The following is a 24,765-nucleotide window of genomic DNA, read 5'->3' as shown; positions in this document are numbered from 1 at the left end:
AAAAGAACCCCCGTTTCCTTAATCAGGAAGCGGGGGTTTGGGTCGAAGTTAACAATGGGGACGAAGCGGCGTTTATTCTTCGATGCGCTTCAACGGATCGGTTGCCGGACCTTCCAGCACTTCGCCGGTATACGAGAAGCGTGAGCCGTGGCATGGGCAGTCCCACGAACGCTCGGCATCGTTCCAGGCCGTCTCGCAGCCCATATGCGTGCATGTGGTATCGACGAGGAAAAGTTCGCCTTTCGGATCGCGGTAAGCGCCGACTTTTTTGCCTTTGTAGCGCACGACTCCGCCTTGGTCCGGTTCCAGACGATCGACTTTTTCATGCGCGCCGGCGAATTTGCCCGTGATCAGTTCTTTTGCCATTTTGAAACCGGTCGCGATATTCTGGCTAATGCTCTTATCGTTGAAACGTCCCGGATTGAACGTATCCATATGCGGGTTCGAACGACGCAGCACATTGTCGCGCAGCAGCAGTCCGGCGAACGTACCGTTGGTCATGCCCCACTTGTTGAAGCCGGTCGCGATAAACGCAAACGGGTAATCCGCCGACAGCGGCCCGATATACGGGATTTTATCCAACGTGGTAATATCCTGCGCCGACCAGCGGAACGGAATTTCGCGCGAACCGAACGTTTTGCCCGCGAATTTTTCCAATTCCAGATAATGGTCGAAGGTGTTGTCGCTTTTGCCCGGAACATGATTCTCGCCGCCGACGATCAGCACTTCTTCGCCTTCGAATGTCGCGGAACGAAGCGAGCGCTTTTCGTCGTCGATATTCAGATACATGCCGCCGTGGAACGTCGTTTCCGGCTTGACGACAAGCGCGTACGAGCGTTCGACGTTCAGACGCGAGAAGTAACCGGCCGGCACGTTCCAGAACGGATAATGCGTCGTGACGATCATCTCGTTGCAGTTGATTTGCAGTTCCGCGTCGATCGTGTAGGCTTTGATCGGCTTGCCGTATACCGCGCCTTCGATCGTGGTGTTTTCGTAGATCAAACCGCCGTTCTCGATAAACTTTTCCACCAGGAACTTCAGATATTTGATCGGATTGAACTGCGCTTGTCCCGGCATGGAGATCGCGCCGATCGCGTCGACCGGAATCGGAAGCGACTCGTGCCATTGTCCCGGAATGCCCAGCTCTTGGTAAGCGTCGAACTCTTTGCGCAGATCGTCCAGCTTGTCTTCCTGATTGGTGTACAGATAAGACGTTTCTTCTTTGAAATCGCAGTCGATGCCGTGCGTCTCTACCATCTCGCGGATAAAGCGCAATCCTTCGATATTGGCTTCGTAATACGATTTTGGAATCTCGGGGCGGAAGTTGCTTAGCAACTCGCTGTAGATCAGGCCGTGCTGCGCCGAGATTTTGGCCGTTGTGAAGCCTGTTGTGCCGCTCAGGATCTCACTGGCGTCGACCAACGCGACTTTATAGCCTTCCAGGGCAAGCAAATAGGCAGTGGTTACGCCGGCGATGCCCGCACCGATCACGGCAGCGTCCACTTTGATCTCTTCTTTGAGCTCGGGGAAGGTCGGCAGCGTCGTGACGGTTCTCCACATGGAACGCGGATATCTTGGAAGTTCGGATGGAACGTTGAATTTTTCGCTCATGTCAGGGGGACCTCCTCAGGTTCGATCGGGATGAGTTAAACTCTACCTTTCTTATTTACCACTTTGGGCCGTTCAGAAACGAATATGAGCAGGCAATCGACAACAGAGCGAAAAAGCGCGCCGGAAAAAAAGCTTGCCATCCGGTAATCGGCGCGGTTAAGATGAACCCATACGACGACAAGGAGGTGAGATAGGATGCAACAGAAAGAATCGCTTGCAAGTTTATTTGTAGTGCTGGGTCAGCTGCCGATGGCACTGAGCGGCATTGTTCATTCCGTGATGCTGGGCGGGATCAGTCTGTCCAAATTTGAGCCTTCGACGCTGAAATTTGCCAACGGTACCCGTCTGTCCACAATCATGAATGAACAGCGAAATGTCGCTCCTGTCTCGCGTCTGCGGATGGGGTCAGCGCTTTTCGCGCGGCCGCTTTATTCTCCGCAGCCTTGACCTTTTGAGAACCCCCAGGGTTCTAGTGAAAAAAAGGGTCCGGGATGCCGGGCCGCGCGTATGGGTGCAACCTCCAATCTAATGATCCGAGGCCGCAGGGGACATTTCCCTTGCGGCCTTTTTGCGTACTTATTTTTCTGTAACCGATAAGGCAGCCGCAGGGGAATGTCCGGATTTCCGTTCGGGAATCTTGCGATGCAACCCCAAAAATCAAGTCCGAAAAGGACTTTTTACGAAAGGATGAATCAACATGTTAATGATCGGCTGCCATCAGGCGAAAAAGTATTACGGGGCGCAGGAAGTGCTCAGCGACGTATCATTCGATGTCTACGAGGGGGAGAAAGTCGGGCTGCTCGGCGGAAACGGGGCAGGGAAGACCACGTTATTCCGTCTGCTATCCGGGCTGGAAACGCCGGACGAAGGCACGGTATCGCTGCGTCGCGGCGCAAAAGTAGGCGTATTGGATCAGATTCCGGACTATGGTCGGCGAAGCGTGGGCGATGTGTTGCTGGACGTATTCGCGCAAGTGCTGGCTCTGCAAGATCGGCAGCGGGAGTTGGAGGTAGAGATGGGATCGTCGGAAGGTGCGGCATTGGACCGATTGCTGCGCGAATACGGCGAAGCCCAGGAAGCGTTCGAACGTGCCGGAGGGTATGAGATTCCGGCGAAGGTGGATGCGGTCGCATCGGGTCTGGGCATTCCGGCAGAACAGCGGGCACAGCCTTTTGCCGAATTGTCGGGCGGGGAGAAAACCAAAGTCTCGCTTGCGGCGCTGCTGCTCGGCGAAGCGGATCTGCTGCTGCTCGACGAGCCGACCAACCACTTGGACATGGAAGCGGCAGCTTGGCTGGAAGGCTTCATTCGCGACTCGTCCGCAACGGTGATCGTGATCTCGCACGACCGTTATTTCCTGACGCAGACGATAGGGAAGGTTGTCGAGTTGGAGGATGGAGAAGCGACGGCATACCCGTGCGGGTATGCGCAATACCGCGAAGAGAAGGAAGCCCGTTTGCTGCGCCAGTTCGAGGAATATAAGGAGCAGCAGAAGGTGATCAAGCAGATGAAGGAAGCGATCAAGCGGTTTATCGAATGGGGCAAGCAGGGCGACAATCCGAAGTTTTTCCGCAAAGCCGCTTCGATGCAAAAAGCACTGGACCGGATGGAGAAGGTAAAGCGTCCGCAGCTGGAACAGGCGTCGATCGGTCTGGCCTTGGAAATCGACGGACGCACGGGCGAAGACGTTTTGACGCTCGAAAGCGTTCATAAAGCGTACGGCCGACGCGTGCTGCTGGGCGAAGCCAACGCTCTGCTGCGTTACGGCGAGCGCGCCGTGCTGATCGGAGGCAACGGCGCGGGCAAAACGACGCTGATGCGCATGGTGCTGGGACAGGAAGAACCGGACCGCGGCGAACTGCGCCTGGGTTCGCGCGTGCGCGTCGGTTATCTGGCTCAAGAGGAAGCGCCGCCAGAGAATCGCATGAGCGTGCTGGATTACTACAAGGAACACGCTGCGATGGAAGAAGGCGAGTCGCGCGGCCGTCTGGCGAAGTTTTTATTTTACGGAAAAGACGTGTTCAAACCGGTTGCCGGACTGTCCGGCGGGGAATGGAGCCGATTGCGCCTTGCGGTACTGATGCGGCAAAAGCCGAATCTGCTGCTGCTCGACGAACCGACCAACCATCTCGATATCGCTTCGCGCGAAGCGCTGGAAGAAGCGTTGGAGGAATATGACGGGACCGTGCTGGCCGTGTCTCACGATCGCTTTTTCATCAACCGGATCGCGCAGCGGGTCTGGGCGTTGGCAAACGGAGAGCTTCGCGTAACGCTCGGCGGGTACGACGAGTATCGCGAGGAACGGAAAAAGGCGGAGCAGGCGTTGGAGGCGGCAACCGCCAGACCGGACGAAGCCGCTTCCGCGCAGTCGCGAAATTCCCGGAAACTTTCCGCATCGAACACTCGGTCGTCCGGCGAACGTTCCCGAATGCCGGACAGCGGAATCGCCGCAAAAAAGGGCGCGCGTACGGGGTCTTCGGCGTCGGCCCGGAACTCCGTATCCCGGCGCGACCCGGCGAAGCTGGAACGGGAGATCTTCGAACTTGAATTCCGCCGCGCCGAATTGGAGACGATGCTGGCCGGTCCGGCCCATGCTCTCGATGCCGGGCAGCTAAGCGAATGGTTGGCGGAAAAAGAACAATTGGAGACCGCGATCGACGAGTTGACGGAAGAATGGCTGACGACGGCGGATTGATTTTCAAAAGAAAAAAGTACAATAAATTGTACAGAAAAAAGAACTTAATTATGTACGCAATAAGAAGGCAGAACAGAATGTTGGCTGTCAATTATACGGAAATGCGCGGGAATTTCAAAGAATACTGCGACAAAGTCACCGATGATTTCGAAACCGTGATCGTGACTCGCAAAGACAATAAAAACGTAGTCATGATTTCTCAGGACGAATACAATAACATGATGGAAAATCTGTTTATTATGAGCAACAAAAAGAACTATAATCGGCTACTGGAATCCCGGAAGCAACTTGAGCAGGGAATGAGTCAGTCCAGAGAACTGTTGCTCGACGAAGATGAATAAAGTTTTCTCTGACTACGCATGGGAAGACTATCTGGCCTGGTTTCAGGAAGACCGAAAAATACTGAAAAAGATTCACGCGCTGATTCAGGATATTGAGCGCAACGGATATTCGGGTGTCGGAAAACCGGAACCGTTGCGTCATGATTTATCGGGATATTGGAGTCGGCGGATTACGGACAAAGATCATCTAATCTATAGGGTCGATGAAGAAAACATTTATATCATCGGCTGCAAAGAACATTACGGGGATTGAACCATACCGATCGAACCTTCAAGGGCCGATCGGTATTTGCTTTTGCCGCAAAAAGGGACTGTGGCTCCGTTGTCGAACTGTTTTGAATGACGATCAAGCCGATAAACGAAGGAGAAGGGTATATGGAGAGCGTGACCAAAAGAAGAATGAGCGAGGACGAACTGCAACGCATCGCGCACGCGAATTTCGGCTGCGGCTGCACGCATACGCAAGAATTGGGCGAAGGATGGGCCAATTCGGCGTATGTGCTTCAGTTGGAGGATGGGCGCTCGGCGGTGCTCAAAGCGGCCGCCGAGTCCGAAGAAGGCCGGATGCGCTGCGAGCGGGGACTGATGCGCACCGAAGTGGACGTGATGCGCAAAGCGACATCGCTCGGCACCGTGCCGCTGCCCGAAATCTATGCGTACGACGCGTCGAAAAGTATCGTGCCGTGCGAATACTTTTTGATGGAAAAGTTAAGCGGCGTCTCTTACGACAAAGTTCGCGAAGAGATGCCCGGGCAAGAGAAAGAGACTGTCGACCGTGAACTCGGCGGTTATTTCCGGCAGATCCATACGATCACGGGCACACAGTTCGGTTATTATCTGCCCAACCCGGTGAACTCGGCGGCGTGGGACGAAGCGTTTATCGGGCTGATGCGCGACGTGATGCAAGACGGGCGCGACGCCGGCATCGAGCTTCCGATGGGCTACGGCGATCTGGACGCGAAATTGCAACAGCACCGGGACGCGCTGCGCGAGGTGAAGACGCCGAGGCTGATCCATTGGGATTCGTGGGCAGGCAATGTGTTCGTCCAAAACGGACAGGTCGAAAGCCTGATCGACTTCGAGCGCGCACTCTGGGCAGATCCGCTGATGGAATATGGCTTCGGAAAATTTGCATATTCGCCTGCTTTCGAACAGGGATACGGGGAAGAGGATGCGCGAATACGTATAGGGGCCGCAACGATCGGAGCCGATTCGCAGGTCGCGACTTTGCCGGAGGGCAGTGAACATTCGCAAAAGGTCCGCCGGGCGCTGTACCCGCTATATCTTGACCTCGTGATGCGCGTGGAATGCCATTACCGAGGGTTCGGCGAAGAGCATACGCAATGGGCGCACGCCAATCTGAAAGACGGCTGGGAACGTTTTTTGACGGCGACCCAAGATTGTTAGAAGATAGGCAGGAAGGCTTTTTTACCCCAAAACAGACCAACGGAGGCGAATAAACGAATGGACTATCGGAGACTTGGCGGGACCGGGCTTAAAGTGAGCGAAATCAGTTTGGGCAGTTGGCTGACGTACGGCGGGTACGTGGAACGCGAAAATGCGGTCAACTCGATCCATGCGGCGTATGACGAAGGCATTAACTTTTTCGATACGGCCAATGTGTACGAGCGCGGCGAAGCGGAGAAAGTCGTCGGCGAGGCGCTGAAGCGCTATCCGCGCGAATCGTACGTACTGGCAACCAAAGTGTTCGGCAAAATGGGCGATGGCCCCAACGATTCCGGCTTGTCGCGCAAACATATCGTGGAGCAGTGCAACGCCAGTCTGTCGCGCTTGGGCCACGATTATATCGATCTCTATTATTGCCATCGCCATCATGCCGAGACTCCGGTCTACGAGACGCTGCGGGCGCTCGACGATCTGGTGCGTCAAGGCAAGGTGCTGTATGTCGGCGTGAGCCAATGGACCGCGGCACAGATCGAAGAAGCGCTCGGCACGGCGGACCGTTATCTGTTGGATCGCATCGTGGTGAATCAGCCGGTATACAACATGTTCGACCGTTATATCGAGCAGGAGATCATTCCGCTCGGCGAACGCAAAGGCGTGGGACAAGTCGTTTATTCGCCGCTGGCTCAAGGGCTGTTAACCGGGAAATACAAGCCGGGTGCAGCCGCGCCGCAGGATAGCCGGGCCGCCAAGCTGGGATGGAGCGAAGAAAAGCTCAATCAGGACCGCATTGCCAAAGTCGGCGAGCTGTCGAAGATCGCGGACGAGTTGGGCATCAAGGTGAGCCAACTTGCGATTGCATGGATACTGCGTCAACCGAACGTAGCCAGCGCGCTTGTAGGAGCAAGCCGCCCGGAACAGGTCAAGGAAAATGCTTCGGCTTCGGGAATTAAGCTGGATGCCGATGTGCTGGAGCGGATTGAAGGAATTTTGGGCTAAGCATGTGTGCGAAATAGCGATGCTATAGGGGATATGGGGCGCCAATCACGAACGATGTGATTGGCGCTTTTTGGTGCGAATGGACGTTGAAAAATTTCGTTGTAAAAAACGTCGGTTTGCTATTCAGGATTGCCGCTTATTTCACGATATATTTGTTTGCAAGCATTATGATGAATTGGGGATACGACAGATGGCGACCGAGCCGAATCACTTACCGACATTAACACCTTTTAGAGCAGGCAGCGTAACCCTACGCCTACCCGATGCCTCTCCGCCGTCTGACAAACGCCGCAAACACCGGAGCACCAAGCCTATGAACCTCTGGTATGACATGGCCATGAACGCTGTTTATTTGCTGGGCAGCCTGCTTTTTTTGGCGGGTTACATGGAGTTTGGCAGCGCACTGTTTCTAGCCGGAAACGGCGTTGCTCTGGTGAGGGCTTTATCGTCTGCGCCGCAGCGTTCTCAACTGGAAAAGGGGCATGAAATATTGCCGCTGCTGCTTTACTTGGTAGGCTCCTGCTTCTTCTACGTTCGGGATATTTATCCGGGTACGGTTCTATTCATTGCAGGCAGCTTGTATGTGTTGGTATACCTGCTTGTGCCTGCGATTCGCAAGCGGGATGCCGCAGCGCTTCGGTCTTTGATTCCGCTGGCGCTTTCCCTGATCGGTTGCTTGTTTTTCCTGACCAGCGTTCGGGTTGTGGGTACGTTGTTGTTCATCGTCAGCAACGGGATGCTTCTGAATCGGTCGTTAGATCGGCTGATCGGCTCGCGCTTGCCTAAACGTGCGGTGCAGGCCGCCAAGCTTTCCTCTGCGGAAACCGAGGTTCCGGCTCCGTCGGAATCTTTCAAATAGAATGTTATAGATCACTTCGCTTGTTCGCGAGGAGCTGGGCATGGCCGTTTTTTTAGCGGTCATGCTTTTTCGTATGGATATCCAACCTCACATATGTCAGCAAAGTCTTAAGAACCTGAAGAATCGTTTAATTTTCCCGCAACTTCGTTGCTTAGAGGGGCGCTCAGTAGGTATAATGGGCGTTGTGCCGAAATGGCAGCTTTTAGGGCTTGTCCGACATGCCCTGCTCATTTTTTTGCTCGCAATCGCAGCTCTGCGTACCCGCCTCAGGCGGACCTGCGGGACCAAGAGAGGAAGGGAAGACGTGCTTTTCAATTCGTACGAGTTTATTTTCGTGTATCTGCCGGTTGTGTTCATCGGCTACTTTCTGCTGAATCGTTTCAAGTTCTATAACACGGCAAAAATCTGGATGGCGCTGGCCTCGCTGTTTTTCTATGCGTATGAGGATACCCGCTATCTACCGCTGATTCTGGGTTCGATCGCATTCAACTATCTGGTTGGACGCGGACTTAGCCATATCAACGCCGACGGCGTGAACCATAAGGGACGCTGGCTGTTGATCCTCGGCGTGGTCGGCGACGTGGGCTTGCTGGCTTACTACAAATATGCCGACTTCTTTATCGAAAACTATAACGGGCTGCTCGGCCAGGACGTATCGTTGTTACATATCGTGCTTCCGCTCGGCATCAGCTTCTTCACGTTCACGCAGCTGGCTTATCTGGTCGACGCGTATCGCGGCAAAGTGAAAGAATACAATATCGCGAACTACGTGCTGTTCGTAACGTTCTTCCCGCACTTGATTGCCGGACCGATCCTGCATCACAAAGAAATGATGCCGCAGTTCGACGATCCGGACGGCAAGCGCGTGCGCGCGGACAATATTTCCCGGGGTATTTTCATTTTCTGTATCGGTTTATTCAAAAAAGTCGTGATCGCGGATCTTTTGGCTCCGATTGCTACAGCCGGATTCGACAGCGGACAGTCTTTGCATTTCGTGGAAGCCTGGACGACATCGCTCGCGTATACGGGCCAGCTGTATTTCGACTTTAGCGCATACTCGGACATGGCGATCGGTCTGGGCCTGATATTCAACATCAAGCTGCCGATCAACTTCAATTCGCCGTATAAAGGCACCAGCATCAAAGACTTCTGGGCCAGATGGCATATGACGCTCAGCCGCTTCCTCAAAGATTATATCTACATTCCGCTGGGCGGCAACCGCAAAGGCACAACCCGTACTTATATCAACCTGTTCCTGACCTTCCTGATCGGCGGATTCTGGCACGGAGCGGGCTGGACGTTCATTATTTGGGGAGCGATGCACGGCGCGGCGCAAGTCATTCAGCGTCTGTGGCAGTTGACCGGCATCAAGATGAACAAGTACGTAGGCTGGTTTATCACGTTCAACTTCGTCAATATCGCCTGGGTATTTTTCCGCGCGCAGCATTGGTCGGATGGCGTTCGCATTCTCAAAGGCATGTTCGGCATGAGCGGAATCATTATCCCGCCGGATCTGCTCACAGCCGGTCTGCCGATTGTGGTCGTATCGCTTGCGATCGCACTGTTTGCCCGCAATTCGATCCAAATGACGGAGAACTTCAAGCCGACTCTGGGCCGTGCGGTATTTGCCGGTGCCATCTTCGTCGTTTCGCTTCTGTATTTCAACCAAATCAGCGAATTCCTCTACTTCAATTTCTGAAATAAGGGTTCGGTTCGTCATGGGGGAAGGTTATGGATAACAAAGGTTATCGCAAGTTTTTGGTCAAATTCACCGCCAGCACGCTTGTGTTCGCGCTGCTGGTCGGATTGTTTATGTATATCGTCGATCCGCTTCAACTGTACCGCAAAGCGTCGTTGTACCCGGCGCTGTTTTCCTCGCAGGAGCGGTATCAAAATGCCGGATTGGCGCGCAATTACGATTACGACACGATCATTCTCGGCAGCTCGATGACGCAAAATTTCGTGCCTTCGTACGTGGAGAGCGTGATCGGCGGCGAAGTCATGAAGCTGTCGATCGAAGGCTCGACCGCGATGGAACAAAGCACGGTCGGCAAACTGGCGCTGAGCACCGGCAAAGTGAAACGCGTGATCTGGGGCTTCGATTACTTCGCCATGCGTCAGGACGTCGATGCCGAACCGGTAGATATGCCGATGTATATGTACGACAACAATCCGTTCAACGATTACGAGTATCTGTTCAACATCTCCAATATCAAAAACGCATGGAGCGCATTGACGACGCCCGCCAGCGAGTCCAAAGCGTTCCGGGATCTCGACACACTGCGCAACTGGGACAAGTCGGCCAAGTACAGCCAGGCGGCCGTGCTTCAGACTTGGGAAAAAGCGCGCACCAAAGAAATCGGCTACGGCAAAAACGAGTTCTCGCTCGATAACGTCAAAGCGGTATTCAACAAATACGTGCTGAGTCTGATCCAAAACAACCCGGATGTCGAATTCACCTTCTACTACCCGCCTTACACGATCTTGCGCCAGCAGGTGTGGGCGGAAACGAATCCGGTACGGGCCGAAAACCAGTACGCGATGAAAAAGTATATGTTCGAGCAGTTCAGCCAGTATCCGAACGTCAAAGTATACGACTTCCAGGAAGACGCTTCGATTACCTATGATCTGGGTCAGTACAAAGATCTGTCTCACCATAGCCAAGCGATCAACGAGCTGATTATCCGCGAGATCGCCGAAGGCAAAAACCTGGTGACGGCGGAAAATGTGGATACGTTCAACGAAGAACTGGAAAGCCAGCTCGCGCATCTGGCGGTCGATATGGACAGCGGAGCGTTCAGCCTGTTCGTGTACGTCAACGGCGAAGAAGCGAAGTTCAGCGTGCCCGCCCAGGTTCGCGAAGGGCAGATTCTGGTTCCGATCAAAGAATTGTCCGCCGCGCTCGGCGTGGAATTCGGCTTTGACGGCACAAGCGTCGTCAAGCTGCGCAAAGGCGACATTACCGCGACGCTGACCAAAGGCAGCGCGGAGATGACCGTGCAGACCGGAGACGATACCGCGAACGCCAAAACGGTCGATCTCGGCTACGCGATGCAGAACCTCAGCGGCAGCATGATGGTGACGATCGAACCGATTGCCGACGTGTTCGCGGAATCGTACGAAGTGACCGAACCGCAGCAGTATCTCAAAGAAATCCGTATCGAGACGGGTTCGGCGGAGTAAGGCGAACCTATACGATATCCGATACCTGTGCGGCAACGGAATAAAACGAACCTGCACGATGCTTGTACGTTAAAAGAAAAAGGCTATCCTACGCTCTCGATCGGCGTAGGATAGCCTTTTTTCATTAATCTTATCATAAGTAAATCTTGTCCCGGACAATGCTTACCGAAACGGTTATTCGTCCGCCCAATCGCCGAATTCCGAAATATTCATCGTGCCTTCATGCACATCGACGTAATAATAATTTTCTTCCGTATCCAGATACACGTTCAACTGGGTCGCGTCCAAGCCGGGCAGCGACAATTCGAAATCGCCGTTCGCGTCTAGAGAAACAGGCAATACAGCGACTTCTTTCCAGCGAGGCAGGAAAGCGTCGATTTTGACTCTGAATGTCCGATCAGGCAGATCGGGGAAATGCCCGGTCAGCTTCAATACGCCGTTGTCGCTATAACGCGCGATCATATAGCTTTTGTCCAGTTTGTCGGGAACGACGAAGTATTCGTTGATTTCGGGCCAATCCGGCAGCATCAACACAGGCGAAGCTTTGCCCGGACGGGCGGACAGTCCGCCGTTTTTCGCCGGAAGCTCGCGCAGCATCACGGACGCTTCTGCGAACGACATCGTTTGGCTCGAACCGAAGCCGTCCGCGTACGAGTTGATCGCGCCGCGCATATAGTCCAGCCCGGACACGTACCGATTGGCGTCTTCGCCGGCGTATGACACGCCGGAAGCACCCGCGATCAGCTCCGCGGCGCGTCCGCGGGTGATCGGCTTATCGCGCAAAGCGGTCGATTTGCCGCCGGATACCGGCAGATTGCGCGCCGTCGCCACGACGTAAGCACCGTCCGCCCAATGCACGCTTTTTTTCGGCGCGTAACCCGCGAGATCGGTTCGGTACGCTTGAAGCAGCAGCGTCAAAAATTCGGCTTCGGTCACCGGGCTGTCCGCTTTGCGCGCAGGAGCACCGGACGAACGCGCCCAGGCTGTCGCGTCTGTCGAAGAAACGGCGGTTTTGACCGTTTTAAGCTTTGGCAGCACCGTGATCTGGATTTTCGCTTTCACGCCGCCATATGTGGCTTCAGCGTTGTACGTACCGGCTTTCAGCCCATAGATTCGGCCGTTTTGGAACCGGTAGCCTGCTGCGGAAGCCGGACTTACAGTCGTGTACGCGGTCACGTCTTCGTAAGCGTCCGAATATTTTTTGAACGTCGCGGTAAACTCGGACGCGATCGACTCTCCTTCATTTACCGTGACCTGCGGAAACGTAGACAGCCTGTGGACGGGAAGGCCGTTTCCGGTGCTGAACGACCAACCGTGCGTTTTTTGGGCCGTGCCATCTCCCAGCTTGTACCGGAGTTCCGCCCGATAAACCGTGTTGGGATGCAGCAGCTTTTTGGGTATGAAATAAAGCTCTCGCGACTTTTCGTCCACGTAAGTGTCCAGCGATTTTCCCGAAGGATCGGTGAGCTTGAACTCGTAGTCTATAAAGGATTGGTTGCTTTGCACGGATATGATGTAGCCGGAGAACGAAACGTTGAACCATGCAAGCGGATTGGGTACTTCGTTCCCGTAAAAACCGACCCCCGCGTCGGACATCCCGTTGTACGGATAAAGCACAAGCTGATCGTCCGGTATCCTCGGATGGCCGGAACCGCCGAGATCGACAACGGCCGTGCCTTCCTCCAGCCCTATGCCCACTTCGGTAAACGTGGACTGAAGCAGATTCGTTCGGTGATAAGCGGTGTCAAGCCAACCGTCGATAGCGTCGGAGCTACTTTTTTGGAAAAAATGCATGACCTCGCCTGCGGCGAAACCGTCCAAAATTTCGGCTGGAATAATCGGTTTCCAACCCGTGGCCTTCATTCGTTGCGAAGGCCCGGTACCGGTGAAGCCGGGGTTGCCTTCGCGTTCGTCATGGGCACTTTCGGCCTTTCCCGGCTGTAAATTATAGTATTTCGCATGATTCGAAGCGGCTTCGGAAAGCTGCGCGCTGAGCGTGACGGGTGGCACGCCGGCGGCGGCGCGAACCTGGTTCAGCTTGTCCAGCGCAGCAAGCTGGTCGGCCGTGAACGATCCGGCGGCTTGCGTGCTCGGAGCGAACGCTGCCGATCCGCCACACAGGAGCAGCAGCAGGGATAAACACATGAAGCTTCGGCCGAGGCGGCCGTTTTTCATCAACATAAGCATGGTACGTTTCCTCGTTTCCGCGCGCGAAGACCCGGAAGAAACCATCTTCCGGGTCGATCGGTTGCTGTCTTGCTATCAGTGTAACGTATTTTGGAGATTCGGCGAAGCGTTTCGTTCGATTTTTACATCCTCTTTTTAACAGCCGCAATGCCGTTACTCGCTCGGATGCGCTTCTTCGTTTTGCGCCACGATCGGCGGCAGGGACAGTAGCGAAGCCAATTGGCGGAAATGCTGCTGGTTATTCAGCTCTTGCGAAAGCTTCCAACATTCGCGCACATGGGCCGAAGATTGCTCGCGCCGCCCGCGATGATGGTGGTAGACGGCCAAATGATAATGCAGGCTGGCAAAAGTGCTGCGGATCACGGAAGCCGGATAATAGTTGTCCGGCCGCTGCTCCGTATACCGATCGAGCGGCTGATAATGTTCGGACAGCAGACCGTCGACGTCCGCGCCGTGGCGATTGGCGGCCCGAACCAGATTGACCAGGCATAGCAACGTTTCGTTGGGATACTGCTTCATGTAAGCCGCATACCGGGGCAGTGCGTCGAAGTTGCCGAGCATAAGCTCCAAATCCAGACGGTTGCCCAGCGCGAAAATAGCAAAGTTCGCAACTTCTTCGCGACCGTCGTCGTCCATAACTTCGAAGTCGCTCAAATCCGCATACCGTTCGCTGTAAGCATAAGCTTCTTCATAGCGTTCCTGCTCGATCAAAGCCAGTTGCTTGTGAAGCAAAGCGCTGCCGTAATAAAACACCAGCGACTTTGCCGGGATCGGCCGAAGCTCGTCCGGAGATTCCTCGTATGCGGGGTCGCGCATCTCCTCGTAACGTTTCGAAGCCGCTGCGAAAAGCTCGTCCGCCAGATTTTCCATCTCGGCGTATTTGCCCAGCTCGTAAAAAAGATTGCCGAGGCGAAGCAGTCCGTCCAGTTTGAGCCCAATAGGCAAAAACGCGCGGAACGGCTCGAATTGGACAGCCGCTTTCAGATTTTCTTCCCCGTCTTCCGTCAAGCGGGCGCGGAATAAGCGATATTGGCTGACGGATAAGCGCACGGAATGCTGATGCTTCTCGTGTTCGACCACGATTTCGTAAAAAGGAACGGCTTGCGTGAATTTTTCCTGCATAAACAGCGTCTCGGCCGTCTCGAACACGAAAGGCACATATTTCAGATCTTCCAGCAACCTTTTCAGCACATGTCGCACCAAGTCGGTCATGCCCAGTTCCGAGCAGGCAAGCAGAAAAGGCTCGATCCGCCGCCGGTTCGGCTTGTCGTCATAAAAGCATTCGCCTACATAGTCATCAAACAGCCAACCTGGAGGCATGTTCAAAGCTTCCGTGATCGTGGCCAGTTGATGAAACGAGATCGGCTTGGGCGGCGTGCTGTTCAAGATTGCGCTGAATACGCCGCGGTTCATGCCCGATTTTTCGCTTAACGTCGAAAAGTTATGTCCTTGCGCCGCCATTTCTTTTTCGATGGCGGCGCGGAGTTTGAATGATTTTTCCATGGTGCACCTCTCAAAGGTCGGGCGGATCGGCTTGCTCGCTGTACATCAGCGTAAGCGAAGAGAGCAGCCGAAACATCCGGTGATTGTTCAATTGATGTGATAATTCCCAACTTTGGAGTGCCGCTTGAAGCGACTCTTCGATTCGTCCACGGTTAAAATGATAGATCGATAATTGGTACAGCAGGCGCGCGAAGCGATTGCGTCCGATCTGCTTGGTATACGTGTTGCTTTGCATATCCAGCAAACGGTGGAGATCGATCGGAAAGCGCGGCAGATATTCGTCGATCGAAATCCGATGCAAATTGGCCGCTTTGAGCAGGATGATCAAGCCCGGCACGCGTTCATGAGGGTGAAGACCGAGCAGTTCGATATATTCAGGCAGCACATGGATTTCTCCGTTCAACAAACGGCATCCGATCCGGTTGGCATGGGCGAAAAGCTTCAGATCGGCGACCGTTTGCCGCATATCTTCGTCTTCTCCCGCAAGCCAGGACAGATCTTCGTAACGTTGCGAATAAGCTTCCGCTTCGTGAAAATCCCCTTTTTCGCAAAGAGCGATCTGCTTCATGACGTATCCCTGACTGTAGTAGACCACCGCCGGTCGAGTGAGCTTCCGTTCAGGGTTGAAAGGCTTGCAGGGCGCTTGGTCTTCCGTGCCGAACAACCGCACGCAAAGCGCAATCAGTTCGTTGGCAAAAGTGTCCAGCTCCTCGGCATCCATCCGATTGAAGCAAAGACCGCCCATCACCGTCAACGCTTCCAGCTTGAACTCCTCAGGCAAATTATCGCGGTAAGGCGAGAAAGCGTTGAGCACGCGAGAATTGTTTTCTTCGTCTTGATTTAAGCGCAATAAAAAAAGACGGTAACGACAAATAGCAGTTTCTACTGAGTGGCGATCACCGTTATGAATCAGTAGGTATTCATATAAACGTACAGTTAGCGAATTGGTTTCTTCTTTATTTTTACGCTCGGCGATTTCGAAAAGAAAAGGCAGGTAGCGCGGCTCGCCGCCGAGTCGGTGCAGCACCTTTTCGATGCAGGAAGGATGCCCGAGTTCGATGCAGCGTTCCAAGAACGGTTCGATCCGGCTTCGATTCGGTCGCCCGCCCAAAAAACACTCGTCGATATACAACTCAAAAAAGGCGTCTTCCGGCAAAGCAAGCGCCTGTGTGATTTTTTTTAGATGCGGGAACGATATCGGATTTTGCCTGGAACTTCCCCCAACAAAAATCAGGCTGAGCGATCCGCGGCGAATCCCCGATTTTTCCGATAACGCGGAGAAATTGTATCCCCGTTTCCGCATATTCTGTTTGATGGCCGAGCGGAGTGGACTGGAAATCTGCATGTAAAGACACCTCGGTCGAAAATATGAAAAAGCCCACCCGGTAGGGCGGCAGATAAGTTTAGTGGGAAATTGTAGTTGATCAGAACCGGTATCGATCCCGCAATTGATTCATTATAATCCTCGATAGCGAAACGTTTGTCAGCTATCTTTAATAGCTGGAAAACAAACGATGCTTTTATTTGAAAATGAGCAGTTCAATAAAACCGAGGAATATAAGTATAACATTTTTGAATATAGAGTGATTTAAATGTAAAATTAAGGATATAAATGGGAAATAATTAATATTCTAGACTCAAATTCGGGCATAAAAAAAGGGAGCAAAGAGGCTCCGGAGTCGAAAGAGATAACATTGAGATTAAATTGTAGAGTCATCATACATATTATAAAATGCGGTCAAGGAGGCTAAAAGCCTAAAATGTTGTTGGTTATTGACTGTCTGAGACATGTTCCAACATTTAACCGCAGCATTTAATGACTTCTCAGGTCGACCTGCATTGGAATGATAGATCGCCAGGTGATAGAGCAAAAAAGACAAGTTATTTCTTTTCGCAATTTCTGTATAGTAACCGTCTGGATTTTCCAATAATGCTTCTAGCTTGTGTTCAAATCTTTCCATGAAGTAATCAATCGAAAAGTTGAACGTATTGGCCGATACGACAATAGTAATCAGTCCAGGAATCAGTTCTTCGGGATGGTTTTCCAAGAAAACTATGTATTCCGGTAAAACATTCATATTCCCTTGCAAAAGTTCAAAATTCCAGAAGTTGGCTTGCGAAAAGATAAAGAATTTTGACAGTTCTTTTTTTGCTACTTCGCTGCCGTCGTCAAACCATTGAAGTTCTCCATATTTTTTGCAGTAAGTTTGAGCTTCTTTGTACTTTTCAACCCCTTCAAGTGCACACTGTTTGGCTAAATAGGCTTGTCCGTAATAAACTACAGGGTGGCGTTCGCAAAGGGTTTTGTAAAGCTTTATGGTTTTCAATTTTGGTGAGGTTGCGGTACCAAACAATTGAACGCAAAAAAGAATAAAATTTTTAGAGAGTATATCTAATTCTTCGAACTTTCGTTGGTTATAAAGAATATTCAAGGCGTGAATTGAAGCATCCAAGTATAGATGTGTAGGTAAATAAGGACAAAATGGCCATAAGCGATACAAAATTTGAAGATTAAGATCGCTATCCAATGACATGGAAGAGCGGAATATTCGATAATGACAGGTTGCAAGCAACTTTGTAGAGATTACTGTCTTTAAAGATATGATCCATTCATACAATAGAAAAGCAGCTTTATCGTTGCCGTTTTTGGTTAGTTCTTCGGCTACATCGAATACGACAGGCACATAGTAGGCATTGTCTTCAAGCTGATCTATTGCATGTCTCAAATGATCGTTCAATCCAAGTTCTCCGCAACGGTGTAAAATTTTTTGGATTCGACTTCGGTTGAAGTTTGCTTTGGTGAAATACTCCTGGATATAAAGTTCAAAAAAATGATCTTCAGAGTAGCCTAGCGTTAATGTGATCTTAACCAAATGATCGAAAGAAATCGGTTTGGGATCTTCTTCTCTGAACATTAGGCTAAACGTGCTTCGAGAAAGACCCGATTTATTTGCGAACTGTGCAATGGAAGAGTGCGTTCTTAGGATTTCTTGAGACAAAAGTGTACGCAGAAGGTTTTTTTGTTCCATAGCCATCTCCTGTAATTGAAGTTATATAATAAAAAAACCAGCTCATTGAGCTGGTTTAAACTAGAATTCGTAATTTGATAAAATTAAGAGTCACCTACGCCATTAGACATTCTTTGTAGAAGAATCGGAGGGGTAATATTAGTATCTTTTATAACCGATTGCGTAGGTACATTTTGATTAGATTGTTCTGCTGAAACGACGGCTGTAGAACTTAAAGCCAGTACTATTACAAAACTAAAAAGAAATTTACGCACTTTGGTACACACTCCTTATTAAGTTTTCATACGTCTTTTTTTGTTGGTCAGATGCGTAAGATCTAAACTCTTCAAAAAAAGGAACACACTTCATAAACATGTGCTTATTATTTATTATAATAGCCATTTCTAAGCTTCGTAAAGTGTTATTTAAAGCGGCATGGTAATCTTTTCTATCTAAATAATACACTGCTAATTCGTAGCAAATTTTAGCGTATCGGTTAGTCTTACTACGTTTATTATATTGGGTTTGAATTTGCTCATAAGAATTTAAAAAATCATGAAAATGATCTAAAACATTATCTATATACAAATTATGTTTGTTTGCAGACTGTAGTAACGTGAGCAAACTTGGAAGTCTCTCATTCGGATTAAGATCTAAAAATTCGATAAAAGATGGAATAACTTCGATGTTTCCTTTTAAAATCTCGATATTCATTGAATTCGCTTGCGCATACATTTTAAACTTAGCTACTTCATTAAACCCTTTCTCGTCCAAACCTTCGAACCAGCTAAGATCTTCATATCCGTGATTATATTTCTTTGCTTCATCAAAATTCTCATAACGTTCCATAGAAATGGTTTCTTTCATCAGAAATCCTTGTCCGTAATAAACAACTAAAGGACGCTCTGTTTCTAAAGGAATATATTTTGATTTAGAACGAATCTTTTGTTTTTCTAGTTGATAAACGGTTTGAGAAAATTCATGAAGCTGATTACCGTAAATTTCAGTTTCCGTCCATCTACCAAGAGCATAATAAGTATGAGACAGATGCAATAATCCATCCAACCGATGATGATCCGGCAGTTTCCCGCAGAACGGTTCAAAACGCATCGTCACTCGCAAATTCTGCTCATTATCCTCCCCAAGCGAAGCGCGAAAAATTCGATAATGGCTGATCGCCAGGCGTTCGGCATGGTTATACTTCTCATTCTCCACCACGCACTCATAAAACACCAAAGACTCCTTGACCTTTCCCGACGTGAACAAATTCTCCGCGATATCGAAGATCATCGAGACGTGCTTGAGGTCTTCGAGCAGGCGGGATAGCACTTCGCGGATGCAGTCTGTTCGGTTCAGTTCGGCGCAGCGGATCAGGAAGGGCTCGACGCGGCGGCGGTTGGGCTTGCCGTCGTAGAAGCACTCTTCAATATAAAGGTCAAACATCCAGCCTTCCGGGTAGCCGAATGCTCGGGTGATCGCTTCCATCTGGTTCAAAGAAATCGGCTTCGGAGGGCTTCCGTTCAGAATCGCGCTGAAGATGCCCCGATTGATGCCGGATAGTTCGCCGAAACTGGAAAAGTTCATGCCCAGCTCCGCGATGCCTTTTTCGATTTCCGAACGCAGAGTCATTGTGGTTTCCATAATCTGCACCTCGCTCACGTAGCTAAATTACATCCAAATTTAGGTATCTCATATAATTCTTATAATACTAGTAATTTACAATATACAGGAATGAATGAATACAGGTCAATTGCTTTGCGCATGGGAAAAAATACAAAAATAAAACGGTATCATCCAAGTCTCCCAAGCTTCTTGTTAATTTTCATGTACACGGTTAAATTGTGCGTTAAATTATATATCGGACGAGAAGCAAAGGATATGATAGTAATTTTGGGATATTGCAAATATAAGTAATGAAGCTTAAAACGCACTGAAGAACTCACCACGGAATAAGCATACGAATGTTGACGTTTTGCTCGCTTTCTAAGTCGAAAAAAGCAAAATTTTGCTGAATGCTGACTTTTCGTCAACAATTCCGGTCAGAAAACGCTATTTAGGCGGCGATTGAAGCAAAATGTGCACAAAAAGTCAGCTTTCTTAGGATCAGACGAAATGTTAACGAAAAATGTTGACGTTTCGCGCACATTTTTTCCATAACGTACAAATCGCAGGCCGAATCTTAGCTACTTTTCGCGGATCAGGCGTATTGGATCATGATTGCGGATGCAACGTGGACGCTTTGGCCGGACTGTCGGTTGCATTTTTGTGTCCGGGAAGCGAAAATAGGTGGAAAGCGGCACAGCCGCGCACAAGAATGCCTTCTATATCTTCTGATGATTACGGGTTGAAAAGGTAGTGGGAAGGGGCGAATGGCTTGGCGAAAAGGCTGGAAGGAAAACGTATAGCGATTACCGGTCCGCGCAAAGCGGAAGAGTTAAGCACCATCGTGCAAAAAATGGGAGGGATCGCGCTGATTCGTCCGGCTCAGGGAACCGTGTTTCTGGATGAACCTGAACTGGGCGGCGGGATCTCGGAATGGATACGCCTGAAGCCGGAGTGGTCCATTTTAACAACCGGTATGGGCTTGGAAGCTCTGATCAACACGGCGCAGGAGATGGAGCTGGAGGAACACTTTCTCCAGTCTATCGCCCATTCAAAGATCGCGGCTCGCGGGTATAAAACAGTGAACGCGTTGAAAAAAAGGGGACTGACTCCGCTGGTGCGGGACGACGACGGCAGTACGGAAGGCTTGCTGCGCCAGATGGAAGATTACGACTTCTCCGGCAACAACGCGGTCGTCCAGCTGCACGGCGATCCGGCCCCGCATCTGGTTTCCTGGTTGGAAGAACGCGGGGCGACCGTACGGACGGTGCTGCCTTACAAGCATATTTCGCCGCCCGAAGAACAGTTGCGCCAATTGCTGGACGATATTTTGGAAGGCCGGGTCGATGCGGTCACGTTCACCAGCGCCCCTCAAGTGCGGTTCCTGATCGGACATGCGGCCGAGCGCGGACTGGAGAAGGCGCTGCGGGCTGCTTTCGAGCAAGAAATAGTCGCTGTGGCGGTCGGTAAAGTGACTGCGCAGTCTATCCGCGAAGAAGGAATCGACCGCGTGATCGCGCCGAAGGAAGAGCGTATGGGCAGTATGATGGTGGAGTTGGCCAAGTATTATGCAGCTTTATCCGACGGAGAAGCAAGCGAAAGTATCCTATTTGAAAACGGAGGAATCATTCATGAGTGATCTGTTTAAAAAGGCGTTGTCGCTGGGAATCGGCCTGACCGTAGCAAGCAAAGAAAAAGTAGAGAAAGTCGTCGACGATCTCGTGAAAAAAGGCGAAATAGCGCCGTCCGAGTCCAAAGCGGTCGTCAATAAACTGATCGAACGCGGCGAAGAAGAACGCAATACGATCAAAAGCATGATTCAGGAACAGGTGCGCCGCGTGCTTCAGGAGCTGGACGTTCCGGCGGGCAGCGACGTGGAAAGCCTGGAACAACGCATCGCGGTGCTGGAGCAGCGCGTGGCGGAACTCGAAGGCGACAAGCCTGCCGTAACGGCGGACCCGGCCGCAGAAACGAACACCTACCGTCCGGGCGCTACCGGGGAAACGACGGCCGAGTAGGATGGCGGTCCATATCCGCCATGCCGGCCGCTACCGGGAGATTGCGGTCGCCTTGATCCGGCACGGCTTCGGGTACATGGTCGAGGAGATGGGGCTGACGCGCGTATTGCGCATGCCAGCCCGCTGGATCAGAAGCGAGACGCCGGAAACGAAAACGTTGGGCGAGCGCATCCGGCTGGTTATGGAGGCGCTTGGGCCGACGTTTATCAAATTGGGTCAGCTTGCGAGCACGCGCGCGGATTTGCTGCCGCCCGGCGTGATCAAAGAGCTGTCCAAGCTGCAAGACGACGTGCCGCCGTTCGAAGCGGAAGAAGCTCGGCGCATCGTGGAGCTGGAACTGGGCGGTTCGATCGAAGACGTGATGAGCGACTTTTCCGAACAACCGATCGCGGCCGCTTCGATCGGACAGGTGCACAGCGCGCGCTTGGTCGAAAGCGGTCGGCGCGTAGCGGTCAAAGTCCAACGTCCCGGCGTCAAAAAGCAGGTCACGCGCGATCTGGAAATCTTGCATGACCTGGTGGCGTTGGGCGAAAAGCGCTGGGAGTGGGTGACCCGCTACCAGGTTCCGCAGCTTGTCGACGAGTTTTCGCGTTCGATGGAAGCGGAGATGGACTACACGGCCGAAGCGCGCAATATGGAGCGAATCGCCAAACAATTCGATCAGGACCCGCATATCCACGTCCCTGACGTGTTCTGGGATTGTACGTCCGAACGCGTGCTGACGATGGCGTTCGTCGAAGGCGTCAAGCCGACCGACCGTCATTATCTGGAGCAGCGCGGCTACGATGTGAAAGAGATCGCTTCGCGCATCGTGAACGCCGTGCTGAACCAGATCTTTATCGGCGGATTTTTCCACGCGGACCCGCATCCGGGCAATCTGCTCATCATGAAAGACGGTTCGATCACGTTTCTGGATTTCGGCATGGTCGGGCGGCTCAGTCCGGATATGCGGGAGTATTTATCGTCGCTGGTCATCGCGCTTATGCGCCAGGACACGCCCGCGATGGTGCGGTCGATCGAGCGCATGGGCATGATTCCGGACGAAACGGACGTCGGCGCGCTCAAGCGCGATCTGGAGCGGCTGCGGGAGCGGTATTACGACGTTGCTTTTTCCGAGGTCAATTTGGGACAGGTCATCAACGACTTCTTCTCGACGGCCCGGCAGCACGGCATCGGCATTCCGCCGGATCTGCTTATGCTCGGCAAAGCGCTGGTCACGACGGAAGGCATGGTGGAGCGGCTTGATCCGACACTCAGTATCGTGACGCTGGCCGAACCGTTCGGACGCAAGCTGGCGCGGGAAAAGTTGGGACCGGACCGACTTCTTCGCAAAACGGTCAGCGGCGCGCTGGGACTGGCGGATTCATTGGCGAATTTGCCGGACCGTCTGCGTCATCTGACTTCTTTTATCAGCGGCGGGCGTGTGCGGGTGGAAGTCGAAGTGCCGGAGCTGCGAAAAGCGTCGCGCGGCGTGGATCGTCTGGTCAACCGCCTGGCGTTCAGTATCGTGCTCCTTGCGTTCAGCATCGTGATGGCCGGGCTTGTGGTCGGAGCTTCGTTGGCGCAAAAAGAGACCATGATCTGGAACTATCCGATCATCGAAACGGGCTTGGTCGTCGCGGTGCTGATGGTGGTGCTGCTGCTGTACTCCATTTTCAGGTCCGGCCGGTTTTGAAGTCTGTCCGACACTGTTTCCTGAAAATTTTCGAAAAATACACAATAAAGCAAGCCGGGTGGCGAAAGACGTCGAAAATCGCTGCCTGGCTTCGTTTTATGCCGTTTTATACCGGTAGCCGCACTACCTCGAATTCTGTATAATGAGGGTCTTGACTACAACGGACCCGGGTTTTTCTGAGAGGGGAAAACTCCACAACATCATACAGGAATAGAGGATGGTTATGGAGCTAAGACAGCAGTGGTTCGGAAATGTGCGCGGCGACATCCTGTCCGGTATCACGGTGGCGCTCGCGCTCATTCCGGAAGCGATCGGCTTTTCGATTGTGGCGGGCGTCGATCCTATCGTGGGTCTGCATGCCTCAATTGTGATCGCGATCGTCATTGCGTTTGTCGGGGGACGTGCAGGCATGATCTCGGCGGCAACGGGTGCGATGGCTGTGCTGATGGGCAGTTTGTATCGCGACCATGGCATGGAGTATTTGCTTGCGGCAGGGGTACTGGCAGGCGTCATTCAAGTGTTGCTCGGGGTGTTCGGTATCGGTCGCTTTATCACGTTTATCCCCAAGCCGGTCATGACCGGGTTTGTCAATGCGCTGGCGATTATCATCTTTATGGCGCAGCTTCCGCAGTTCGTGGGAGCGGGACCGGCCATGTATATTATCGTGGCGGGGACGCTTGCGATCATCTACATTTTACCGCGATTCACAAAAGCCGTTCCGGCGCCGCTGGTTGCGATTGTGGTCATGTCGTTGGTGGCGGTCTGGTTGAAGCTCGATATCAAGACGGTCGGAGAAATGGGGGAGCTTGGCACGATGCCGCCGCTGTTCCATATTCCGCAGATCGACTTGACCTGGAGCATGTTCGCAACGATTCTGCCGGTCTCGATCTCGCTTGCGCTGGTCGGCTTGCTGGAGTCGCTGTTGACCGCTACGATCGTGGACGATATGACGGAAAGTAAAAGTAACAAAAACGTCGAAGCGCGCGGTCAAGGCATTGCCAACATCGTCAACGGCTTTTTCGGCGGTATGGCGGGCTGCGCGATGATCGGACAGTCGGTAATTAACATCAAGTCGGGCGGACGCGGACGGCTGTCTACGTTTACGGCAGGAGCGTTCTTGTTGATTTTGTTGGTGCTGCTTGGCAATATCGTCAGTCAGATTCCTTTGGCGGCGCTGGTCGGGGTTATGATTATGGTCTCGATCGGAACATTCGACTGGAGTTCGCTGTACCGGATGAAAAAGATTCCGCTCGCGGACACGGTCGTCATGCTTATTGTTGTCGGAATCGTCGTGGTCACGGATAATCTGTCGATCGGCGTAGGCGTGGGCGTTGTACTGTGCACCTTGCATTTCGGTTGGAAGATTGCGAAGCTTAAGGTGACTTCAGAGACAAGCAATGGGGTAAAAGTCTATGAAGTGCGCGGACAGATGTTCTTCGGAACCGCTGCGCATTTCGTGGATCACTTTACTCCGACGGATGATCCGAATAAAGTAGTGATTGACCTCTCGCATTCGCATGTGTGGGACCACTCGGCCGCTTCGGCGATCGCCAGAGTCAAGTTGGAGTATTACAAGCAAGGCAAGCAGGCAGAGATTCGCGGCTTGAACGAAGACAGCCGCATTATGATCGAAAAATCGGGACTTTCCGCGCCTTCGGGCCATTGATTTCGGAAAAGGGG

Annotated in this window: 19 protein-coding genes; 13 read left to right on the top strand and 6 right to left on the bottom strand. The window is 52.1% G+C overall.

Annotation, left to right across the window (positions count from 1 at the left end; translation table 11 throughout):
• Window positions 1–72: 72 nt before the first annotated feature.
• Window positions 73–1,611, bottom strand: a complete 1,539-nt coding sequence (locus WKI47_RS15875) for an FAD-dependent oxidoreductase (protein ID WP_340228139.1) — start codon at window positions 1,609–1,611, stop codon at window positions 73–75.
• 195 nt (window positions 1,612–1,806) lie between these two features.
• Here WKI47_RS15875 and WKI47_RS15870 point away from each other — a divergent pair, with 195 nt between their 5' ends.
• The 9 genes from WKI47_RS15870 (at window position 1,807) to WKI47_RS15830 (ending at window position 11,092) form a co-directional block, all read left to right on the top strand.
• Window positions 1,807–2,058: a hypothetical protein gene (locus WKI47_RS15870; protein WP_340228138.1), complete on the top strand. Its 252-nt coding sequence runs from the start codon at window positions 1,807–1,809 to the stop codon at window positions 2,056–2,058.
• A gap of 250 nt (window positions 2,059–2,308) precedes the next feature.
• The gene (gene abc-f, locus WKI47_RS15865; RefSeq protein ID WP_340228137.1) at window positions 2,309–4,306 is read left to right on the top strand and encodes a ribosomal protection-like ABC-F family protein; all 1,998 of its coding nucleotides are present in this window, start codon (window positions 2,309–2,311) and stop codon (window positions 4,304–4,306) included.
• Window positions 4,307–4,383: 77 nt separating this feature from the next.
• Window positions 4,384–4,647, top strand: coding sequence for a type II toxin-antitoxin system prevent-host-death family antitoxin (locus WKI47_RS15860; protein ID WP_340228136.1), 264 nt, complete (start codon window positions 4,384–4,386; stop codon window positions 4,645–4,647).
• A complete protein-coding gene (locus WKI47_RS15855) occupies window positions 4,640–4,900 on the top strand; it encodes a Txe/YoeB family addiction module toxin (RefSeq protein WP_340228135.1) in 261 nt (86 codons plus the stop codon). Before WKI47_RS15860 ends, WKI47_RS15855 begins: the two co-directional genes overlap by 8 nt.
• A gap of 122 nt (window positions 4,901–5,022) precedes the next feature.
• On the top strand, window positions 5,023–6,054 hold the full coding sequence (locus tag WKI47_RS15850) for an aminoglycoside phosphotransferase family protein (RefSeq protein ID WP_340228134.1): 1,032 nt from the start codon (window positions 5,023–5,025) through the stop codon (window positions 6,052–6,054).
• Window positions 6,055–6,111: 57 nt separating this feature from the next.
• Window positions 6,112–7,050 carry an aldo/keto reductase family protein gene (locus tag WKI47_RS15845; protein ID WP_340228133.1) on the top strand — a complete coding sequence of 313 codons (939 nt, stop codon included), beginning with the start codon at window positions 6,112–6,114 and terminating at the stop codon, window positions 7,048–7,050.
• Window positions 7,051–7,363: 313 nt separating this feature from the next.
• Window positions 7,364–7,909: a hypothetical protein gene (locus WKI47_RS15840; RefSeq protein WP_340228132.1), complete on the top strand. Its 546-nt coding sequence runs from the start codon at window positions 7,364–7,366 to the stop codon at window positions 7,907–7,909.
• A gap of 304 nt (window positions 7,910–8,213) precedes the next feature.
• A complete protein-coding gene (locus tag WKI47_RS15835; RefSeq protein ID WP_340228131.1) occupies window positions 8,214–9,608 on the top strand; it encodes an MBOAT family protein in 1,395 nt (464 codons plus the stop codon).
• Window positions 9,609–9,640: 32 nt separating this feature from the next.
• Window positions 9,641–11,092, top strand: coding sequence for a stalk domain-containing protein (locus WKI47_RS15830; protein ID WP_340228130.1), 1,452 nt, complete (start codon window positions 9,641–9,643; stop codon window positions 11,090–11,092).
• Between the two features lie 174 nt (window positions 11,093–11,266).
• Here WKI47_RS15830 and WKI47_RS15825 read toward each other — a convergent pair whose 3' ends face one another.
• From WKI47_RS15825 to WKI47_RS15805, 5 genes are all read right to left on the bottom strand, one after another.
• The gene (locus WKI47_RS15825) at window positions 11,267–13,279 is read right to left on the bottom strand and encodes a CAP domain-containing protein (RefSeq protein ID WP_340228129.1); all 2,013 of its coding nucleotides are present in this window, start codon (window positions 13,277–13,279) and stop codon (window positions 11,267–11,269) included.
• Between the two features lie 153 nt (window positions 13,280–13,432).
• Window positions 13,433–14,782, bottom strand: coding sequence for a helix-turn-helix transcriptional regulator (locus WKI47_RS15820; protein ID WP_340228128.1), 1,350 nt, complete (start codon window positions 14,780–14,782; stop codon window positions 13,433–13,435).
• Window positions 14,783–14,792: 10 nt separating this feature from the next.
• Window positions 14,793–16,127, bottom strand: a complete 1,335-nt coding sequence (locus WKI47_RS15815; RefSeq protein WP_340228127.1) for a hypothetical protein — start codon at window positions 16,125–16,127, stop codon at window positions 14,793–14,795.
• 355 nt (window positions 16,128–16,482) lie between these two features.
• Window positions 16,483–17,811, bottom strand: coding sequence for a hypothetical protein (locus WKI47_RS15810; RefSeq protein WP_340228126.1), 1,329 nt, complete (start codon window positions 17,809–17,811; stop codon window positions 16,483–16,485).
• A gap of 246 nt (window positions 17,812–18,057) precedes the next feature.
• Entirely contained in the window at window positions 18,058–19,431 is a 1,374-nt protein-coding gene (locus WKI47_RS15805) for a DNA-binding protein (protein WP_340228125.1), read from the bottom strand.
• A gap of 733 nt (window positions 19,432–20,164) precedes the next feature.
• On the opposite strand from WKI47_RS15805, the gene WKI47_RS15800 reads away from it, so the two are divergent.
• From WKI47_RS15800 to WKI47_RS15785, 4 genes are all read left to right on the top strand, one after another.
• Window positions 20,165–21,031 carry a uroporphyrinogen-III synthase gene (locus WKI47_RS15800; RefSeq protein ID WP_340228124.1) on the top strand — a complete coding sequence of 289 codons (867 nt, stop codon included), beginning with the start codon at window positions 20,165–20,167 and terminating at the stop codon, window positions 21,029–21,031.
• On the top strand, window positions 21,024–21,410 hold the full coding sequence (locus tag WKI47_RS15795) for a phasin family protein (protein WP_340228123.1): 387 nt from the start codon (window positions 21,024–21,026) through the stop codon (window positions 21,408–21,410). Before WKI47_RS15800 ends, WKI47_RS15795 begins: the two co-directional genes overlap by 8 nt.
• Before the next feature lies 1 nt (window position 21,411).
• Window positions 21,412–23,085: an AarF/ABC1/UbiB kinase family protein gene (locus WKI47_RS15790; RefSeq protein ID WP_340228122.1), complete on the top strand. Its 1,674-nt coding sequence runs from the start codon at window positions 21,412–21,414 to the stop codon at window positions 23,083–23,085.
• A 223-nt stretch (window positions 23,086–23,308) separates the two neighbouring features.
• A complete protein-coding gene (locus WKI47_RS15785; RefSeq protein WP_340228121.1) occupies window positions 23,309–24,751 on the top strand; it encodes a SulP family inorganic anion transporter in 1,443 nt (480 codons plus the stop codon).
• Window positions 24,752–24,765 lie beyond the last annotated feature (14 nt).

Origin of the sequence: Saccharibacillus sacchari (assembly GCF_037722395.1) — a bacterium.
GTDB lineage: Bacteria > Bacillota > Bacilli > Paenibacillales > Paenibacillaceae > Saccharibacillus > Saccharibacillus sacchari_A.
Note: the sequence above shows the minus strand (reverse complement) of the source record. Positions and strands in the feature narration are given on the sequence as shown.

Excerpts from the sequence above, each read along its gene's own strand:
- WKI47_RS15825 (WP_340228129.1), bottom strand. The coding sequence starts at position 13,279 with ATGCTTATGTTGATGAAAAACGGCCGCCTCGGCCGAAGCTTCATGTGT.
- WKI47_RS15810 (WP_340228126.1), bottom strand. The coding sequence starts at position 17,811 with ATGGAACAAAAAAACCTTCTGCGTACACTTTTGTCTCAAGAAATCCTA.
- WKI47_RS15855 (WP_340228135.1), top strand. The coding sequence starts at position 4,640 with ATGAATAAAGTTTTCTCTGACTACGCATGGGAAGACTATCTGGCCTGG.
- WKI47_RS15860 (WP_340228136.1), top strand. The coding sequence starts at position 4,384 with ATGTTGGCTGTCAATTATACGGAAATGCGCGGGAATTTCAAAGAATAC.
- WKI47_RS15845 (WP_340228133.1), top strand. The coding sequence starts at position 6,112 with ATGGACTATCGGAGACTTGGCGGGACCGGGCTTAAAGTGAGCGAAATC.
- WKI47_RS15795 (WP_340228123.1), top strand. The coding sequence starts at position 21,024 with ATGAGTGATCTGTTTAAAAAGGCGTTGTCGCTGGGAATCGGCCTGACC.
- WKI47_RS15830 (WP_340228130.1), top strand. The coding sequence starts at position 9,641 with ATGGATAACAAAGGTTATCGCAAGTTTTTGGTCAAATTCACCGCCAGC.
- WKI47_RS15850 (WP_340228134.1), top strand. The coding sequence starts at position 5,023 with ATGGAGAGCGTGACCAAAAGAAGAATGAGCGAGGACGAACTGCAACGC.
- WKI47_RS15875 (WP_340228139.1), bottom strand. The coding sequence starts at position 1,611 with ATGAGCGAAAAATTCAACGTTCCATCCGAACTTCCAAGATATCCGCGT.
- WKI47_RS15815 (WP_340228127.1), bottom strand. The coding sequence starts at position 16,127 with ATGCAGATTTCCAGTCCACTCCGCTCGGCCATCAAACAGAATATGCGG.
- WKI47_RS15840 (WP_340228132.1), top strand. The coding sequence starts at position 7,364 with ATGAACCTCTGGTATGACATGGCCATGAACGCTGTTTATTTGCTGGGC.
- WKI47_RS15805 (WP_340228125.1), bottom strand. The coding sequence starts at position 19,431 with ATGGAAACCACAATGACTCTGCGTTCGGAAATCGAAAAAGGCATCGCG.
- WKI47_RS15870 (WP_340228138.1), top strand. The coding sequence starts at position 1,807 with ATGCAACAGAAAGAATCGCTTGCAAGTTTATTTGTAGTGCTGGGTCAG.
- abc-f (WP_340228137.1), top strand. The coding sequence starts at position 2,309 with ATGTTAATGATCGGCTGCCATCAGGCGAAAAAGTATTACGGGGCGCAG.
- WKI47_RS15820 (WP_340228128.1), bottom strand. The coding sequence starts at position 14,782 with ATGGAAAAATCATTCAAACTCCGCGCCGCCATCGAAAAAGAAATGGCG.
- WKI47_RS15790 (WP_340228122.1), top strand. The coding sequence starts at position 21,412 with ATGGCGGTCCATATCCGCCATGCCGGCCGCTACCGGGAGATTGCGGTC.
- WKI47_RS15785 (WP_340228121.1), top strand. The coding sequence starts at position 23,309 with ATGGAGCTAAGACAGCAGTGGTTCGGAAATGTGCGCGGCGACATCCTG.